Genomic DNA, 17954 nt, shown 5'->3' on the forward strand with positions numbered 1-17954 from the left:
GAGCGACCGCTTGGTTGGGTGTTTCCTTCCCCGTACCTTCCGGTCGGTCTGGGACGTGACCGCCGGAAACTTCCTGTGGGCGAGAGGGCAGCGCAGTGGCGGGCTGGATACGAATGGGGCTGCGACGGGGGAACCGGGTGATCAGCGTGGCGCGGGGGACACGGCGGCGCCCGGCGAGAGCGTCACGGGCCGCGGCACTGGCCGGGTCCCTCGCCGCGGCGGCCGTGCTCGGCACGGCGGCCGGCTGCGGGCCCGTGAGCGGCGACGGCAGCCCGGTCACCCTGGAGCTGATCGCCGCCGACTACGGCGAGCGCACCGCGGTGCCGATCAAGGAGTACTGGGACGATCTCACCGAACGCTTCCACCAGGCCAATCCCGAGGTGACGGTCGAGGTCGAGCTGGTGCCCTGGGAGGAGCTGGACGCCACCCTCGCCGAGCGGGTCGAGCAGGGCCGCCCCCCGGACATCTCCCAGGCCACCTTCTACGCCGGCTATGCCACCGAGGGCCTGCTCTACCAGGCCAAGGAGATCCTGCCGCTGCCGGTGCAGTCCGATTTCGTGACCACCCTGGCGCATGCCGGGGAGGTGGACTTCCAGCAGTTCGGCATCCCGTTCATCACCAGCACCCCGCGGCTGTTCTACAACACCGCGCTGTTCGACGCGGCCGGCATCGAGGAGCCGCCCGGCTCCTGGGCGGAGCTGGCCGCGACCGCCCAGGCGCTCAAGGACTCCGGAGTCACCACGCCGTACGCGCTCCAGTTCGGGCCGGACTCCATCCACGAGGAGGCCATGGTCTGGATGCTGGCCGCGGGCGGCGGCTACACCAACCTCTCCGGCGGCTACATCCTGGACGACGAGGACAACGTCCGGGCGCTGGAATGGCTGCGGGAGAACATGGTGGCCCCCGGCCTGACCGGCCCCGACGGAACGCTCAACCGGGGTGACGCCTACGCCGGCTTCATGACCGGCGAGGTGGGCATGCTGATGGTCCACCCGGCGCTGCTGCCCGCCCTGGAGGCCAACAAGATCCCCTACGCGCACACCGATTTCCCGGCCATGAAGGGTGGCGCGGCCGTGCCGGCCGGCCACTCCGACTGGCTGCTCGGCTTCCGGGAGCACGGCCACGCCGAGGAGATCGGCCGCTTTCTGACCTTCCTGTACGACCCGGAGAACGTGGCCCGGGCCAACGCCCAGAACGGCTCGGTGCCGGCCACCGAATCGGCCGGCCAGATGCTGCGGGCCAGCGAGGAGTTCGAGCGGCTGTGGGAGTTCATCGACCAGATGCCGGGCGCCCAGCTCCAGCCGGTCAACAAGGACAACTGGCTGCCGCTGCGGGGTGAGATCCAGCAGCGGCTGGCCGCGGTGCTCGAACCGGACACCGATGTGGCCGAGGTGATGCGCGGACTCCAGGCCACCGCCGCCGAACTGGAATCCGGCTCCGCCTCGGATACCTCCTGAACCCCGCCGGGCCCCGGCCCCCGGCGGCCGGGGCCCGGCCGGGACGCTCAGCCGTCCCGGCCCCGGTCCGGGTCCCCGTCCGGGAGGGGTGCCCGCTCGCCCGCCCCCGCCGGGTGCAGTTCCTCAAAGAGGGCGAGCCACTGCGCCGGGGTGACGTGCCCGACTGGCGTGCCCGGCGCCAGCTCCGCGGCGCGGAACGCGGCCCGTACCCGGCCCGGCGGGCGGCCCCGGGAACCCCGGGAACCCCGGGAACCCCGGGAACCCCGGGAACCCCGGGAAAGAGTGGCGCGCAGTGAGCCGCCCACCCCGGTGAATCCCTCGGCCACCAGCGCCCGGTAGGCGGGCAGCGCGGACGGCGGCAGCAGCGGGGTGCGCCGCCGCTCCAGCCGCAGCACCGCCGAATCGGTGCGCGGCACCGGCGTGAACGCCTCCCGCCCCACCCGCGGGCCCAGCCGCCAGCGGAATTCCGGCCAGCTCTGCACGGTGCGCAGCGTCCAGCGGCCGTAGCCGCCGGTCCGGCTGCGCGCGTATTCGAGCTGGGTCAGCAGGGTGGCCGAGGTCAGCGTCCGGGCGGCCAGGCACCAGCGCACGATCTCCGAGGTGCGGGCGTAGGGGATGTTGCCCACCACGGCGAACGGCTCGGCGGGCGGCCCGGCGGTCAGGAAGTCCCGCCCGGCCACCCGGACCGCCGGATCGGCGGCCAGCCGCCTGCTCAGCCGCCGGGCCAGGGCGGGATCGATCTCGTAGGCGATCACCCGGCCGGCGCGGCGCGCCAGCGGCCGGGTCAGCGCCCCTTCGCCCGCGCCCGGCTCGACCACCAGGTCACCGGGCCGGACGCCGGAGCAGCGCAGAATCAGCCGGACGGCGTCGCCGTCGGTCAGGAAGTTCTGGGACAGGCGCGCACGGCGGCGCGCTTCGGGGCGTACCAAGGGAAGGTCCTCTGCGGCGAGGACGGACCGCACGGGACATGGGCCCTCCGGGCGGCCCGTCCGGATGAACGGGGCTGCCGGGGGCCCTGGTACGCGGGCAGGCGCGGGGCTTGCGGAGGCGGCGGAGCGCGCGCCGGAACGTCAGAACCGCATCATGTGACGGCGGCTGTGACGGCCGCGGCGGCGGCCGGCGGCCCGTCCTGCCGGACCAGGGCCGTGCGCCGGATACGCGGGCGGAGGGTGCGAAGCGGGCTCCACACGCCGGTGCGCCACGCACCGACGGGCCCGCTCTTGATGAATCCCATGGCGAAACCTCCCACCCCGCCACGTTACGGAGCGCCCGCCACCGTGCGCAACGCCATGACCTCCTGATCAGAAGCGGTCGCGGACCGGCGGGTCCATGATCGGAAGGCGGAATGAAAGCGCCGGTGATCGTGTTGGCCTGTCCGGCGGGAAGACGGGGCCGAGCCGACCGGAGGAGCGGGGAGTGACGGACAGCGGCAGCGGACGGGAGACCGCGGACGGCAGGAGAAAGCAGCGCGGCGGCGGTGCGGAGAGCGAACCGGGCTGGATCCGCCGGCTGACCGCCTACTGCCGGGTCTACCGCCGCAATCTGCTGATCTCGCTGGGCTCCGCCCTGGCCGGCATGGGCGTGATGGCCCTGATGCCGCTGATCACCAAGGTGATCATCGACGAGGTGATCGTCGGCGGCGAGTCCGGCCTCGGAGGGTGGATCACCCTGCTGATCGCCGCCGCCGTCGTCGTCTATCTGCTCACCTATCTGCGCCGCTACTACGGCGGCCGGCTCGGCCTGGACGTGCAGCACGATCTGCGCACCGAGATGTACCGGACGCTGGTCCGGCTGGACGGCCGCCGCCAGGACGAGCTCTCCACCGGCCAGGTCGTCGGCCGCTCCACCAGCGACCTCCAGCTCGTCCAGGGCCTGCTCTTCATGATGCCGATGACCATCGGCAACTTCATGCTGTTCGCCGTCTCGCTGGTGGTGATGCTGGCGCTCTCCCCGCTGCTCACCCTGGTCGCGCTGGCCGTCGGCCCGGCCCTGTGGTTCATCGCCCGGCGCAGCCGGGTCCGGCTCTTCCCCGCCACCTGGTACGCCCAGGGCCAGGCCGGCGCCGTGGCCGGGGTGGTGGACGGCGCCATCACCGGCGTCCGGGTGGTCAAGGGCTTCGGCCAGGAGGAGCAGGAGACGGGCAAGCTGCGGTCCGCCTCCCGCGCCCTGTTCGCCGCCCGGATGCGGACGGTGCGGCTGAACGCCCGCTACACCCCCGCGCTCCAGGCCGTGCCCGCGCTGGGGCAGGTCGGCATGCTGGCGCTGGGCGGCTGGATGGCCGCCCGGGGCCAGATCACCCTGGGCACCTTCGTCGCCTTCTCCACCTATCTGGCGATGCTGGTCGGCCCGGTGCGGATGCTGACCGTCATCCTCACCATGGGGCAGCAGGCGCGGGCCGGTGTGGAGCGGGTGCTGGAGCTGATCGACACCCGCCCGGAGATCACCGAGCGCCCGGACGCCCATGCCCTGCCCGCCGACGCCCGGGCCGATCTCGAACTCGACAAGGTCACCTTCGCCTACCGCGACCGGACCGTGCTGCGCGAGGTGTCGCTGCGGGTGCCGCCCGGCGAGACCCTGGCCGTGGTCGGCACCTCGGGCAGCGGCAAGACCACCCTGGCGCAGCTGCTGCCCCGGTTCTACGACCCGGATTCCGGTGCCGTCCGGATCGGCGGCCACGACCTGCGGGATCTCACCTCCTCCTCGCTCCGGGCGGCCATCGGGCTGGTTCCGGAGAACGCCTTCCTGTTCTCCGACACCATCCGCGCCAATCTGGCCTACGGCGCCCCGGACGCCACCGAGGAGCAGATCCGGGCCGCCGCGCGCGCTGCCCAGGCCGAGGGCTTCATCCAGGCCCTGCCGGACGGCTACGACACCGTCATCGGCGAGCAGGGGCTCACCCTCTCCGGCGGGCAGCGGCAGCGCATGGCGCTGGCCCGGGCCATCGTCACCAACCCGCGGCTGCTGGTGCTGGACGACGCCACCTCGGCGGTGGACGCCCGGGTGGAGCACGAGATCCACGAGGCGCTGCGCGGAGTGATGGCCGGCCGCACCACGGTCCTGATCGCCCACCGCCGCTCCACTCTGCTGCTGGCCGACCGGATCGCCGTGCTGGACGGCGGCCGGCTGGTCGACATCGGCACCGACACCGAGCTCCAGGAGCGCTGCGAGCTCTACCGGCGGCTGCTGGCCGATCCGGCGGAGATGAGCGGGACCGAGCACGACCCGGCCGGCCGTGCGGTGTCCGCAGCCGCCGCGACGGCCGGCGGCGACGCCACGACGGCCGGCGGCGACGGCGACGGCCGCCTCGCGCCGGCCGACGGGAACGGGGGCATCACCCCCTCCCTCTGGCCCGGCCGGGACACCACCGGTGCCGCCACCGGCGCCGCCGCGTCCCCCTCCGCCGACGGCGCCGGCCCGGCCGCCTCCGCCTCCGCCGCCGCGCCCGGCCCGCCCGGCTTCGCCGCCGCCATGGCCTCGGCCGCCGCGACCGACGAGCTGCTCGCCCAGGTCGCCGCCCTGCCCCCGGCCGACGACACCCCGGAGGTGGACGAGCGGCGGGCCGCCCGCGCCGAGGAGTCCTACGGCCTGCGCCGCCTGCTGCGCGGCCTCGGCGTCCCGCTCCTCTTCGCCCTGCTGCTGGTCGCCGGCGACGCGGTGTTCTCCCTGCTGCTTCCCGTGCTGATCCGGCACGGCATCGACGAGGGCGTCACCCAGGCCGCGCTGGGCGCCGTATGGGCGGCCTCGGGGCTGGCCCTGCTGGTCGTCCTCGCCCAGTGGGCGGCCCAGTTCGGCTCCATCCGCGCGGTCGGCCGCACCGGCGAACGCGCCCTGTACGCCCTGCGCGTCAAGATCTTCGCCCATCTCCAGCGGCTCGGCCTGGACTACTACGAGCGCGAGCTGACCGGCCGGATCATGACCCGGATGACCACCGATGTGGACGCGCTGACCACCTTTCTCCAGACCGGCCTGGTCCAGGCCCTGGTCGCCGTCCTCACCTTCTTCGGCATCCTGGTCGTCCTGGTCGCCATCGACGGTGCCCTCGCCCTGATCGTGCTGGCCACCCTCGTCCCGCTCGCGGCCGGCACCGTCTTCTTCCGCCGGGCCAGCGTCCGCGCCTACGAACTGGCCCGCGAGCGGGTCAGCGGGGTCAACGCCGATCTCCAGGAGTCCGTCGCCGGGCTGCGGGTCCTCCAGGTCTTCCGCCGGGAGGACGCCTCCTGCCGCCGCTACCGCGAGGGCTCCGACGGCTACCGCCGGGCCCGGGTGCGCGGCCAGTGGCTGATCTCCGTCTACTTCCCGTTCGTGCAGCTCCTGGCGACCCTGGCCACCGCGGGCGTGCTGGTCGCCGGCGCCGGGCGGATCGAGAACGGCACCCTCACCGCGGGCGCGCTGGTCGCCTATCTGCTCTACATCGAGCTGTTCTTCGCCCCGGTGCAGCAGCTCTCCCAGGTCTTCGACGGCTACCAGCAGGCGATGGTCTCGCTGCGCCGCATCCAGGAACTGCTGCGCGAGCCCACCACCACCCCGCCCCCGGCCCAGCCGCGCCCGGTCACCGGCCGGCTGCGCGGCGAGCTCTCCTTCGACCGGGTGCACTTCCGCTATGCCACCGCCGAGGGCCCGGGCGACGAGGCGCTGTCCGGCGTCAGCCTGCACATCCCGGCGGGCCAGACCGTCGCCTTCGTGGGCGAGACCGGCGCCGGAAAGTCCACCCTGGTCAAGCTGGCCGCCCGGTTCTACGACCCCACCTCGGGCGCGGTCCGCGCCGACGGCACCGACCTGCGCGAGCTGGACCTGACCGGCTACCGCCGCCGCCTCGGCGTCGTGCCGCAGGAGCCGTATCTGTTCGCCGGCACGGTGCGCGATGCCATCGCCTACGGGCGCCCGGACGCCACCGACGCCGAGGTGGAGGCCGCCGCGCGGGCGGTCGGCGCCCATGACATGATCGCCACCCTCTCCGACGGCTATCTGCATCAGGTCGCCGAGCGCGGACGCAATCTCTCGGCCGGCCAGCGCCAGTTGATCGCCCTGGCCCGCGCCGAACTCGTCGACCCCGACATCCTGCTGCTGGACGAGGCCACCGCCGCCCTCGATCTGGCCACCGAGGCGCTGGTCAACGAGGCCGCCGACCGCCTGACCGGCCGCCGCACCACCCTGGTGGTGGCGCACCGCCTCACCACCGCGGCCCGCGCGGACCGCGTCGTGGTCCTCGACCGGGGCCGCGTCGTCCAGGACGGCAGCCACGAGGAGCTCCTCGCCGTCCCCGGCCCCTATGCCACCCTCTGGACCACCTACACCACCACCCCGGTCCCGACCACGGCCTGACTGCCGCGGCTGCCGCCCGGTCCGCCGGCTGCCGCAGGGAAATGCCGGTCCCATGGTGCCGCCGGATGCTACGGCAGGTGCCGGCCGTCGGAGGCGGTGCCGGGGATGACGATGCCGGATTCGTAGGCGGCGATGACCGCCTGGGTGCGGTCGCGCAGGCCCAGCTTGGTGAGGATGCGGCTGACATGGGTCTTGACCGTCTCGTCGGTGATGTGGAGACGGGCGCCGATCTCCGGGTTGGACAGGCCCTCGGCGAGCAGCCGCAGGACCTGGCGCTCCCGGGGGGTGAGCAGATCCAGGCCGGGGGCCGGGCGGGGACCGGTCGTGGCGGGGCGCAGCCGGGCGAATTCGGCGATCAGCCGGCGGGTGACGGTGGGGGCCAGCAGGGCCTCCCCGGCGGCGACCACGCGGACGGCGTCGAAGAGGCGTTCCGCCGTCACATCCTTGAGGAGGAAGCCGCCGGCGCCGGCGCCGAGCGCGTCGTAGACGTACTCGTCGAGGTCGAAGGTGGTCAGGATGAGCACGCGGACCGCGGTGCCGGTGAGACGGGCGGTGGCCTCGATGCCGTCCATCACCGGCATGCGGACATCCATCAGCACCAGGTCCGGGCGCAGTTCCCGGCACAGGCGGACGGCCTCGCCGCCGTCGGCGGCCGTGCCGACGACGGAGAAGTCCGGCTGGGTGGCGAGGAGCCCGGCGTATCCGGCGCGCACCACCTCGTGGTCGTCGGCGATGACCAGACGCAGCGGCGCGGCGGCGGTCATCCGGCGTGCTCCCGGGCGGCGGTGCCGGTGCCGGAGCCGGGCGGGGAGGAGGGCGAGGAGGAGGGCGAGGGGGAGGCCGAGCGGGCGGGAGCCGGGGGCGGGGCGGGGAAGACCGCTTCGATGAGGAAGCCGCCGCTGCGGGCCGGGCCGGAGCGGAGCTCGCCGCCCGCCATGCCGATCCGTTCCCGCATGCCGAGCAGGCCGTGGCCGCCGCCGGAGCGGGGGGCCGGGACCGCCCCGGGGCCGTTGTCCCGGATGCGCAGCCGCAGGGCGTCGTCCGTCCAGCGGAGCTCGACGTCCACGGCCGCGCCCGGCGCATGCCGGCGCGCGTTGGTCAGGGCCTCCTGGACGACGCGGTAGGCGGTGAGTTCGACGCCCGGGTCCAGCGGCCGTCGCCGTCCCCGCAGAATCAGCCGGGTGGTCGCGCCGGAGACGTCGCGGGCCTCGTCCACAAGCTCGCCGAGCCGGTCCAGACCGGGCTGGGGGCGGCGGGCGGCCCGGGCGGCCGGCTCTCCCTCGCCGGTGTCCTCGCGCAGCACGCCCAGCAGCCGGCGCATCTCGGTGAGCGCGGTGCGCGCCGTGTCACCGATGGCGAGAAAGCGTTCCGCACCCGCCGGGGGCAGGTCCGGGGTGGTCAGCCGGGCGGTCTCGGCCTGGACGGCGATCATCGAGACATGATGGGCCACCACATCGTGGAGCTCCCGGGCGATCCGGGCCCGTTCGCCGCGGGCCGCGTGTTCCGCCAGGGTGTCGGCGATGGCCCGTTCGGTCGCGCTGTGCTCCAGCGCCGTGGCGCGCGCCCGGCGGGACAGCCCGGCCCCGGCGGCGGCAGCCGCGCACACGGCGACCACGACCGGGACGAGGCGGGAGGCGGCGTCCGGGCCGGGCGGGGCGGCGAGCGCATAGCCGGCGAAGGGCAGCGGCAGCAGCAGGGCGAGCCGGCGCGGCCCCCACCGGCCCGCCCGGTGGAGGCAGAACAGCAGCGCGCCGAACCCGGCCACGGTCAGCACCTGGAACGGAGCCAGGGACAGCAGGCCGGCGGCGGCGACCGTCACCGCCGCCAGGGCCGCCGGCCGCTCCCGGTTCCCGGCCGGGCGCGCCAGTACCGCGACCGGGGCCGTGGTGCACAGCGCCAGGGCCAGGGCCGGCGCGGGCGGCATCCGGCCGTCCAGGCGCAGCAGCACCTCGGCCGACGCCGCCAGCGCCGGCAGCGACGCGGCGGCGACCGGGAACTCCGGCCGCCGGGACAGGGCGGCGGCCATGGCTGTGGCAGGTGCCGTCACGGGTGCCATTGTCACCGCCCCCGGCCTGCGGCGAGTCCCCCGCGCGGGGGATACCGGGACCGCTCCGCCGCGTGACGACCCGCACGCCGCCGATCCGTAGCGTGGCGGGCCATGGACGGCAATGAAGCACAGATCGAAGTGCGCGGACTGCGCAAACGGTTCGGGGCGGTGACGGCCCTGGACGGGATGTCCTTCACCGTGGAGCCCGGGCAGGTCACCGGCTTCGTCGGCCCCAACGGGGCGGGCAAGTCCACCACCATGCGCATCCTGCTCGGCCTGGACCGGGCCGAGGAGGGCAGCGCGCTGATCGGGGGCCGCCCCTACCGGGAGCTGCGCAATCCGCTGCTCGCCGTCGGCGCCCTGCTGGACGCCGCGGCCGTGCACCCCGCCCGGCGCGGCCGGGACCATCTGCTGTGGCTGGCCCACTCGCACCGCCTGCCCGCCCGCCGGGTGGACGAGGTGATCGAGCAGACCGGCCTCGGCCCGGCCGCCCGCCGCCGGGCCGGCGGCTACTCGCTCGGCATGCGCCAGCGGCTGGGCATCGCCGCCGCACTGCTCGGCGACCCGCCCGTGCTGCTCTTCGACGAGCCGGTCAACGGCCTCGACCCGGAGGGCATCCGCTGGATGCGCGGTCTGCTGCGTTCGCTGGCCGCGCAGGGGCGGGCGGTGCTGGTCTCCAGCCATCTGATGAGCGAACTGGAGGGCACCGCCGACCACCTGGTGGTCATCGGGCGCGGCAGGGTGCTGGCCGACACGTCCGTGCGGGAGCTGCTGGCCGGCGCCTCCGGCGACCGGGTGGAGGTGCGCACCGGCGAGCCGGACCGGGACCGGGCCATGACCGTGCTGGCCGACGCCGGGGCGACGGTGGCGGCCACCGGACGCGGGACCCTGACCGTTTCGGGCCTGGACGCGCAGCGGGTGGTGGCCCTGCTCGGCGGGGCGGGCGTGGCCTTCTCCGGGGTCGCCGCGCACCGCGCCACGCTGGAGGAGGCCTACATGGAACTGACCAGGGAAGCGGCCGAGTTCGCCGCCGGACCGTCCGGACCGTCCGGACCGTCCGGACCGTCCGGACCGGCGAGCGGGGAGGACCGGCGATGACCCTCCCGGAGACGCGCGACCGCGACCGCGACCGCGACCGCGACCGTGACCGGGCCGGCGCCGGCCCGGCGTCGCCGCCCGCCGCGCGCGACGGCTTTCCGCAGCTTCTGCACGCCGAGTGGACCAAGCTGCGCACCGTGCCCCGCTGGGGCCTGACCCTGCTCGGGGGCATCGCGCTGACCGTACTGATCTCCTTCTTCTCCGCCGCCGGTTCCTCGGTGGAGATCGCCGACCAGGACCGGCCGCCCGTGCCCGCGGGCCGGGAGGGACAGCAGCTCGTCGACAGCGTCGGCTTCGCGCACCGCGCGCTGCACGGGGACGGCAGCATCACCGCCCGGGTGTCCGGGCCGGCCGGGGTGGAGCCGGAACAGGCCCCGGAATGGGCCAAGGCCGGGCTGCTGATCAGGGAGAGCCTCACCCCCGGCGCCGACTACGCCGCCCTGATGGTCACCGCCGGGCACGGGGTGCGGATGCAGAGCGAGTTCGCCCGGGACGTGCCCGGCAGCGCCGCCGCCTCCCCGGACACCCCGCACTGGTTGCGGCTGACCCGCACCGGCTCCACCGTCACCGGCTACGAGTCCGCCGACGGCGAGGAGTGGAGCGAGGTCGGCACGGTACGGCTGGCGGACGCCCCGGAGGAGCTGAGCGTGGGCCTGTTCGTGGGCTCGCCCGACATCACCCGCATGGAGCGGGCGTTCGGCAATGTCACGGTCGGACAGCTCGGTTCCAGCGCCACCGCCGACTTCGACGAGGTGAGCATCGAGGGCGGGGTGACGGCGCGGGACTGGCGGCACACCGACATCGGCGGCGTCTCACCCTCCGCCGGGGACCCGGGGGAGTTCCGCCGCTCCGGCTCCGTCTTCACCCTCACCGGTTCCGGCGACATCGGCCCGGCGCCCACCGACACCGATCTGGCCGCGACCGCCCTGAACGGCAGCCAGCTCGGCCTGGTGCTGATCGCCGCCGTCGGCGTGCTGTTCATCACCGCCGAGTACCGGCGCGGCATGATCCGCACCACCTTCACCGCCGGCCCGCGCCGCGGCCGGGTGCTGGCGGCCAAGGCAGTGGTGATCGGTGCCGTGGCCTTTGCCGCCGGACTGGTCGCGGCCCTGGTGTCGTTCCTGCTGGCCATGCCGGTGCTGCGGGACAACGGGCATGTGCCGCCGATGTTCCCGGAACTGGCGCTGGGCGACGCGGCGGTGCTGCGGGCGGTGCTGGGCACCGGCCTGCTGCTGGCCCTGATCGCCGTGCTGGCGCTGGGGCTGGGGGCGCTGACCCGCTCCACGGCGGTGTCCATCACCGCGGTGGTGGTGGTGTTCGTGCTGCCGCTGATCCTGGTCAGCACGCTGCCGCTGGAACTGTCGCAGTGGCTGCAGCGGCTCACCCCCATGGCGGGCTTCGCCGTCCAGCAGACGCTGCCCCGCTACGGGCATGTGGAGCGGCTGTGCCTGCCGGAGAACGCCTGCTACCCGCAGGGGCCGTGGACGGGGCTGACCACCCTGCTGCTCTACACGGCGGCGGTGCTGGCCCTGGCCGCCTGGCGGCTGCGGAAGCGGGACGCGTGAGCGGGCCGGGACCGGGGCCGGGGCCGGGACCGGGGCCGGGGGCCAGGGCGGGGGCCCGGCGACTGGGCACGGTGCACGCGGAGTGGACCAAGCTGCGCACCCTGACCAGCACCTGGTGGCTGCTGTCCGCCGTGGTGGGGCTGACCGTGGCGGCGGGCGTGGCGGTCTCCGGCTCGCTCACCGCGGGCGCCTGCCCGGTGCCGGCCGAGTGCCACGAGGACACCGTGCGGATCGGCCTGACCGGGATCTGGCTGGGCCAGGGCGCGGTGATCGTGCTGGCGGTGCTCGCGGTCAGCGGGGAGTACGGCACCGGCACCATCCGGGCCGCGCTGGCCGCCGAGCCCCGGCGGCTCCGGCTGCTCGCCGCCAAGGCGCTGGTGGTGGGCGCGCTGACGGCGGCGGCGGGCGCGGCGGCGGTGGCCGGCGCGCTGCTGGCCGGACGGCGGGTGCTGGCGGCGGACGGCTTCCCGCTGCCCGCGCTCACCGAAGGGCCGGTGCTGCGCGCCGCCGCGGGCACCGTGCTCTACCTGGTGCTCACCGCGCTGCTGGCGCTGGGCGCGGGCGCGGCGCTGCGCGACACGGCGACCGCGGTCACCGCGGTGCTCGCCGTGTGCTATCTGCTGCCGCTGCTGGCCGGCCTGGTGTCGGAACCGGAATGGCAGGAACGCCTGCTGCGGCTGGCCCCGTCCACCGCCGGGCTGGCCGTCCAGGCCACCGCCAACCTGGACGGGCTGCCCATCGGTCCCTGGCCCGGCCTGGCCGTTCTCACCGCCTGGACCGCCGCCGCCCTGGCGGCCGGCGCCGCGGTGCTGTGCACGCGTGACGTCTAGCGGACGGACGGGACCCGGCCCTCGGGCAGCGGGCAGCGGGCAGCGGGGGCCGGAGCCGCGGCGGGCGGGCGTACCCGCACCCGGGCGGGGCGGGGAAGCGGCGGACCCCAACCGTGCCGCCCGGGGCCTCAGCCGCGCACCAGCTCCGCCAGACAGGTGTCCACGGTCTGGAGTTCGCCGGGTTCCGGGACCGGGCTGTGCCCGTCCCACCAGTGGACGGCGGCGATCTCGTCGGTCGGGAGGAAACCGGCCGACTCCTCGGCGTCGCCGGTGAAGACCGCGCCGTGCAGGGTGCGGCGGTCGGGCAGCTTGGTGCGGGCGAAGCCCTCGAACCGCAGCGCGTGCGCCGCGATGTCATGGCCCGCCTCCTCGCGCAGCTCGCGCACGGCGGCCTCGCGCGGGGACTCGCCGGGCTCGATGCCGCCGCCGGGCAGCTCCCAGCAGGCCCGGCCGCGCTCGTGCACCAGCAGCAGCCGTCCCCTGCGGTCGCGGAGGACGACCAGCACATATGTCACCGGGTGACCGGCGAAGACGTCGGCGGTGAAGGCCGATTCCTCGGGCAGCCGCAGGAAGTCCAGCAACTGCATGCCGCGCGGCCCGGTGGCCAGCGGAGCCCCGGCGGCGTCCGGGGCGTCGGGGGCGTCCGGGGTGTCGGCGGCGTCGGCGGAACCCGGCTCCGGGGACGGGTGCGAAGCGGCGTCTTCCATGGCCGCAGCCTAACGGCGCGCGGCCCTCGCCGGTCCGGCCGCGGGCACACTCCGGCGACACCTCCGGCGCCCCGGGCCGTGCGCCCCGCCCGGGCGCGCTGCGGCTCAGCCGCCGGTGCGGCGGGACGGCGGGGCCGTGGAGGCGCGGACCATCAGCTCCGAGCGGATGGTGGCGATGCCGCCGGCCGGCGGCGCCTCCAGCCCCAGCGCCAGCCGCCCGGCGCGCGCTCCCGCGTCGTGCAGCGGAATCCGCACCGTGGTCAGCGCGGGCGCGGCGTCCGCCGCGAACGGCAGGTCGTCGAAGCCGGTGACCGAGATGTCCTCCGGGATGCGCAGCCCCCGGTCGCGCAGCGCCGCGCAGACGCCCAGCGCCGCGGTGTCATTGGCGGCCAGGACGGCCGTCACCCCGGGATCGCGGCGCAGCAGCTCCAGCGCGCCGTCGTAGCCGGAGGCCCGGTCGTAGCCGCCGTGCAGGATCAGCCGGTCGCCGGCGGCCTCGGTGGCGTCCAGTCCCGCGTCGGCGAGCGCGGCCCGGTGGCCCTCCAGACGGTGCCGGGTGGTGGTGCGGTCGGCCGGGCCGGCCAGATAGCCCAGCCGCCGGTGGCCCAGCGACAGCAGGTGCTCGGTCAGGGTGCGGGCGCCGCCCCGGTTGTCGAAGGTGACCGCGATCGGCTGCCCGGCCTCGGCGTCCGCGCCGCGGCTGCGGTCCGGTCCGGTCATGGCGCTCTCGGCGCCCTGCGCGCCGCCCTCCGGCTCGGGCACCGGCAGCGGCGGACGCCCGCACAGCACCACCCGGGCGCCCGCGCGCTCCAGCCGGCGCAGCCGGACCGCGAGCGCCGCGCTGTGCGCCGGGGACTCGATCGCACCGCCGGTCAGCACCACGGCCGCGGCCCGCTGCCGCTGCAGCAGGGTGAGATAGGTCAGCTCGCGTTCCGGCACCCCGCCGGTGTTGCACACCACGGCCAGCTTCTGCCCGGGCGCCCCCTCGCCGCCGCCCGGGGCCCCGCCGGCTCCGGCTCCGCTCGCTGCGGCGCCCGCGGCGCCCCCGCCGCCCGCGCCCGTCACCGGGGAGATCTCGTTCTGGATGGCGCTGGCCATGATGCCGAAGAAGGGGTCGGCGATGTCGTTGACCAGCACTCCGATCAGGTCGGAGCGGGCCGCGGCGAGTGAGCTGGCCGGCCCGTTCACCACGTACTCCAGCTCCTCCACGGCGCGCATCACCCGGCTGCGGGTGGTCCGGGCCACCGGGTAATTGCCGTTCAGCACGCGGGAGACGGTCGCCGCGGAGACCCCCGCTCGGGCGGCCACGTCGGCCAGCGTCACTGCCATGCCATTCCTCCGGTCAGCTCCGGTGCGGTGCGGTGCGGTGCGGTGCGATGCGGTGCGGTTCGATGTGCTGCGGTGCGGTGCGGTGATGATGATCTCCCGCTCACCGGGCGTGCCGGAAGTCTTCCGGACGCCCAGGGCTTGTCTCGCCGCTGTGGGCAGGTTAGCGTCTGTAGTGATAGAAAGCGCTTACTACACCGCTTCACCTCCATCCCTGCCCAGGAAAGGACCCCCTCCATGAGCCAGACGGCCGCCGGCCGAAGGACCGTCCGGATCGCCATGAACGGCGTCACCGGGCGCATGGGTTACCGCCAGCACCTGGTCCGCTCGATTCTGGCGATCCGCGAACAGGGCGGCATCGACGCCGGGGACGGCACGGTCATCTGGCCCGAACCCGTCCTGGTGGGCCGCCGGGAATACGCGTTGAAGGCGCTTGCCGAGCGGCACGGCCTGGACCCGGACGCCGTCTCCACCGACCTGGACGCGGTGCTCGCCGACGACTCGGTCTCCGTCTACTTCGACGCCCAGGTCACCCTCGCCCGCGAGGAGGCGATCCGGAAGGCGGTCGCCGCCGGGAAGCACATCTACACCGAGAAGCCCACCGCCACCGGCCTGACCGGGGCGCTGGAGCTGGCCGGGCTGGCCCGGGCCGCCGGCATCAAGCACGGCGTGGTGCAGGACAAGCTCTTCCTGCCGGGCCTGCTCAAGCTCAAGCGGCTGATCGACGGCGGCTTCTTCGGCCGCATCCTCTCGGTGCGCGGCGAGTTCGGCTACTGGGTCTTCGAGGGCGACTGGCAGTCCGCCCAGCGGCCGTCCTGGAACTACCGCGCCGAGGACGGCGGCGGAATCGTGGTCGACATGTTCCCGCACTGGGAGTATGTGCTGCACGAGCTGTTCGGGCGGGTCACCGCCGTGCAGGCGCTGACCGCCACCCATATCCCGCAGCGCTGGGACGAGCGGGGCAAGCCGTATCCGGCCACCGCGGACGACGCCGCCTACGGCATCTTCCAGCTCGACGGCGGCATCGTCGCCCAGATCAACTCCTCCTGGTCGGTCCGGGTGAACCGGGACGAACTGGTGGAGTTCCAGGTGGACGGCACCGAGGGCTCGGCCGTGGCCGGCCTGCGCAACTGCCGTGTGCAGCACCGCTCGGCCACCCCCAAGCCGGTGTGGAACCCGGACATCCCGGCCACCGAGCCGTTCCGCGACCAGTGGCAGGAGGTGCCGGACAACGCCGAGTTCGACAACGGCTTCAAGGCGCAGTGGGAGCTGTTCCTGCGCCATGTGGAACTGGACGAGCCCTACACCTGGGACCTGCTGGCCGGCGCCCGGGGCGTGCAGCTTGCCGAGCTGGGCCTGCGGTCGGCGGCCGAGGGCCGCCGCCTGGACGTGCCGGAGCTGAGCCTGTGACCGCCGCCGCGATCCCGTCCCTGCTGCTGCCCGCCGCGGACGGCACCCTCCAGCCGTACCGGCCCCGCCCGGCCGCCGCCACCACCCCCGGCGCGGGCGGCCCGGACCCTCGGGACGGCGCGCCGCTGGTCTCCCGGATCGTCTTCTCCGCCGCGCATGTGGTGGCCGATCCCTTCGCCGACACCACCCCGGACGGCCCGGCCGCCGTGGACTGGGACGCCACCCTGGCCTTCCGCCGCCACCTGTGGGCGCAGGGCCTGGGGGTGGCCGAGGCCATGGACACCGCCCAGCGCGGCATGGGCCTGGACTGGGCCGGCGCTGCCGAGCTGATCCGCCGCTCGGCGGCCGAGGCCCGGGCCGTCGGCGGCCGGATCGCCTGCGGCGTGGGCACCGACCAGCTTCCGCCGCGCGGGGCGGACGCCGCCGCGGTCCGCCACGCCTACGAGGAGCAGCTCGCGGTCGTCGAATCGGCCGGCGCCCAGGCCATCCTCATGGCCTCGCGCGCCCTGTGCGCCACCGCCCGCGGGCCGGAGGACTACCGGGAGCTGTACGGGTATCTGCTGCGCCAGGCCACCGAGCCGGTGATCCTGCACTGGCTCGGCCCGATGTTCGACCCGGCGCTGACCGGCTACTGGGGCAGCGAGGACCTGGACGCGGCCACCGGGACCTTCCTCGCCGTGATCGCCGACCACCCGGACAAGGTGGACGGGGTGAAGATCTCCCTGCTGGACGCCCAGCGGGAGATCGATCTGCGCCGCCGCCTGCCGCAGGGCGTGCGGTGCTACACCGGCGACGATTTCCACTATCCGGAGCTGATCGCCGGGGACGAGCAGGGCTTCAGCCACGCGCTGCTGGGCATCTTCGACCCGCTGGGCCCGCTGGCCGCGCGGGCGGTACGGGTGCTGGACACCGGTGACGTCAAGGGCTTCCGGGAGATCCTGGACCCGACCGTCGAGCTGTCCCGGCATCTGTTCCGGGCGCCGACCCGCTTCTACAAGACCGGGGTGGTCTTCCTGGCCTGGCTGGCCGGTCACCAGGAGCACTTCACCATGGTGGGCGGCCTGCAGTCGGCACGCTCGCTGCCGCACCTCGTCCGCGCCTACCGGCTGGCCGACGGTCTGGGCCTGTTCCCGGACCCGGAGCTGGCCCGGGACCGGATGGTCCGGCTTCTCGCCCTGCACGGAGTCACCCAGTCATGAGCGACACGAACGGCACGATGTCCGGCGGGGCCGGGAACGGCGACCCGGCACTCGCCCGCTTCTCCATCAATCAGATGACCGTCAAGCAGCTCGGTCTGCCCGCGCTGGTCAAGGGCTGCACCGAGCTGGGGGTGCCGGCCGTGGGCCTGTGGCGGGAGCCGGTCCAGACCTACGGGGTGGCCGCCGCCGCCAGGCTGGTCCGGGACGCCGGGCTGGCCGTGACCTCGCTCTGCCGGGGCGGCTTCTTCACCGCCGTGGACCCGGGCGAGCGGGCGCGTGCCCTGGACGACAACCGGGCGGCCATCGAGGAGGCGGCCACCCTGGGCACCGGCACCCTGGTGCTGGTCTCCGGCGGGCTGCCGCCCGGCAGCGGGGATCTGGCCGGGGCCCGGGAGCGGATCGCGGACGCGCTGGCCGAACTGGCGCCGTACGCCGCCGAGCGCGGGGTGCGGCTGGCCATCGAGCCGCTGCATCCGATGTATGCCTCCGACCGCTGCGTGGTCTCCACCCTGGACCAGGCGCTGGAGCTGGCCGGACGGTTCCCGGCGGAGCAGGTGGGCGTGGTGATCGACACCTACCACCTGTGGTGGGACGACCGGCTGGCCCAGGGGATCGCCCGGGCCGGGGCCGAGGGCCGCATCCACTCCTTCCAGCTGGCGGACTGGGTGACACCGCTGCCCGAGGGGGTGCTCAACGGCCGGGGCCAGATCGGTGACGGCTGCGTGGACATGCGCTGGTTCCGGCAGCGGGTGGACGCGGCCACCGCCACACCGCTGCCCATCGAGGTGGAACTGTTCAACGAGGCGCTCTGGGCCCGGGACGGGCTGGAGGTGCTGCGCGAGACCGCCCTGCGCTTCGTCCAGCACACCTTCTGACCGGGCGCCGACCGGGCGCCGACCGGGCGCTGACCTGGCGTCGACCTGGCGCCGCCCCGCCGCAGACCGGGCCGGCCCGGTTCCGTTCCCGCTTCGCGCCGCAGGGAACACCGGGCCG

The 17954-nt window shown here is 75.1% G+C and carries 13 protein-coding genes; 8 read left to right on the top strand and 5 right to left on the bottom strand.

The window, feature by feature from the left end; genetic code table 11:
- Positions 1 to 146 precede the first annotated feature (146 nt).
- Positions 147 to 1457 (top strand): extracellular solute-binding protein, encoded by a 1311-nt coding sequence (locus tag BM242_RS02870; protein ID WP_175541223.1) that lies wholly within the window; start codon positions 147 to 149, stop codon positions 1455 to 1457.
- A gap of 47 nt (positions 1458 to 1504) precedes the next feature.
- Here the strand turns inward: BM242_RS02870 and erm are convergent, their stop codons facing one another.
- Positions 1505 to 2386 (bottom strand): 23S ribosomal RNA methyltransferase Erm, encoded by an 882-nt coding sequence (gene erm, locus BM242_RS02875; protein WP_093836971.1) that lies wholly within the window; start codon positions 2384 to 2386, stop codon positions 1505 to 1507.
- A gap of 400 nt (positions 2387 to 2786) precedes the next feature.
- On the opposite strand from erm, the gene BM242_RS02880 reads away from it, so the two are divergent.
- Positions 2787 to 6779 (top strand): ABC transporter ATP-binding protein, encoded by a 3993-nt coding sequence (locus BM242_RS02880; protein WP_093836972.1) that lies wholly within the window; start codon positions 2787 to 2789, stop codon positions 6777 to 6779.
- 68 nt (positions 6780 to 6847) lie between these two features.
- Here the strand turns inward: BM242_RS02880 and BM242_RS02885 are convergent, their stop codons facing one another.
- Both BM242_RS02885 and BM242_RS02890 read right to left on the bottom strand, forming a co-directional pair.
- Positions 6848 to 7543: a response regulator gene (locus tag BM242_RS02885; protein ID WP_093836973.1), complete on the bottom strand. Its 696-nt coding sequence runs from the start codon at positions 7541 to 7543 to the stop codon at positions 6848 to 6850.
- Complete coding sequence (locus BM242_RS02890) at positions 7540 to 8835, bottom strand: sensor histidine kinase (RefSeq protein WP_093836974.1); 1296 nt, start codon at positions 8833 to 8835, stop codon at positions 7540 to 7542. Before BM242_RS02890 ends, BM242_RS02885 begins: the two co-directional genes overlap by 4 nt.
- Before the next feature lie 102 nt (positions 8836 to 8937).
- Between BM242_RS02890 and BM242_RS02895 the strand changes: the two genes are divergently transcribed.
- The 3 genes from BM242_RS02895 to BM242_RS29160 all read left to right on the top strand — a co-directional run bounded on the left by BM242_RS02895 (position 8938) and on the right by BM242_RS29160 (position 12319).
- Positions 8938 to 9924, top strand: coding sequence for an ABC transporter ATP-binding protein (locus BM242_RS02895; protein WP_093836975.1), 987 nt, complete (start codon positions 8938 to 8940; stop codon positions 9922 to 9924).
- Positions 9921 to 11489, top strand: coding sequence for an ABC transporter permease subunit (locus tag BM242_RS29155; protein ID WP_093836976.1), 1569 nt, complete (start codon positions 9921 to 9923; stop codon positions 11487 to 11489). Before BM242_RS02895 ends, BM242_RS29155 begins: the two co-directional genes overlap by 4 nt.
- A 71-nt stretch (positions 11490 to 11560) precedes the next feature.
- Entirely contained in the window at positions 11561 to 12319 is a 759-nt protein-coding gene (locus BM242_RS29160; protein WP_342746934.1) for an ABC transporter permease subunit, read from the top strand.
- Between the two features lie 128 nt (positions 12320 to 12447).
- Here BM242_RS29160 and BM242_RS02910 read toward each other — a convergent pair whose 3' ends face one another.
- Together BM242_RS02910 and BM242_RS02915 are read right to left on the bottom strand one after the other, a co-directional pair.
- Complete coding sequence (locus tag BM242_RS02910; RefSeq protein WP_245833761.1) at positions 12448 to 13026, bottom strand: NUDIX hydrolase; 579 nt, start codon at positions 13024 to 13026, stop codon at positions 12448 to 12450.
- 105 nt (positions 13027 to 13131) lie between these two features.
- The gene (locus BM242_RS02915) at positions 13132 to 14355 is read right to left on the bottom strand and encodes a LacI family DNA-binding transcriptional regulator (RefSeq protein ID WP_093836977.1); all 1224 of its coding nucleotides are present in this window, start codon (positions 14353 to 14355) and stop codon (positions 13132 to 13134) included.
- Between the two features lie 234 nt (positions 14356 to 14589).
- Between BM242_RS02915 and BM242_RS02920 the strand changes: the two genes are divergently transcribed.
- Genes BM242_RS02920 through BM242_RS02930 form a run of 3 tightly spaced genes read left to right on the top strand, consistent with a single transcriptional unit; the run spans position 14590 to position 17836 of the window.
- Complete coding sequence (locus BM242_RS02920; protein WP_093836978.1) at positions 14590 to 15762, top strand: Gfo/Idh/MocA family protein; 1173 nt, start codon at positions 14590 to 14592, stop codon at positions 15760 to 15762.
- Positions 15759 to 16961, top strand: a complete 1203-nt coding sequence (locus BM242_RS02925) for a dihydrodipicolinate synthase family protein (protein ID WP_245833762.1) — start codon at positions 15759 to 15761, stop codon at positions 16959 to 16961. Before BM242_RS02920 ends, BM242_RS02925 begins: the two co-directional genes overlap by 4 nt.
- Positions 16958 to 17836 (top strand): sugar phosphate isomerase/epimerase family protein, encoded by an 879-nt coding sequence (locus BM242_RS02930; protein ID WP_245833763.1) that lies wholly within the window; start codon positions 16958 to 16960, stop codon positions 17834 to 17836. Before BM242_RS02925 ends, BM242_RS02930 begins: the two co-directional genes overlap by 4 nt.
- Positions 17837 to 17954: the final 118 nt, after the last annotated feature.

Origin of the sequence: Streptomyces aidingensis, from assembly GCF_900112355.1 — a bacterium.
GTDB classification, from domain to species: domain Bacteria; phylum Actinomycetota; class Actinomycetes; order Streptomycetales; family Streptomycetaceae; genus Streptomyces; species Streptomyces aidingensis.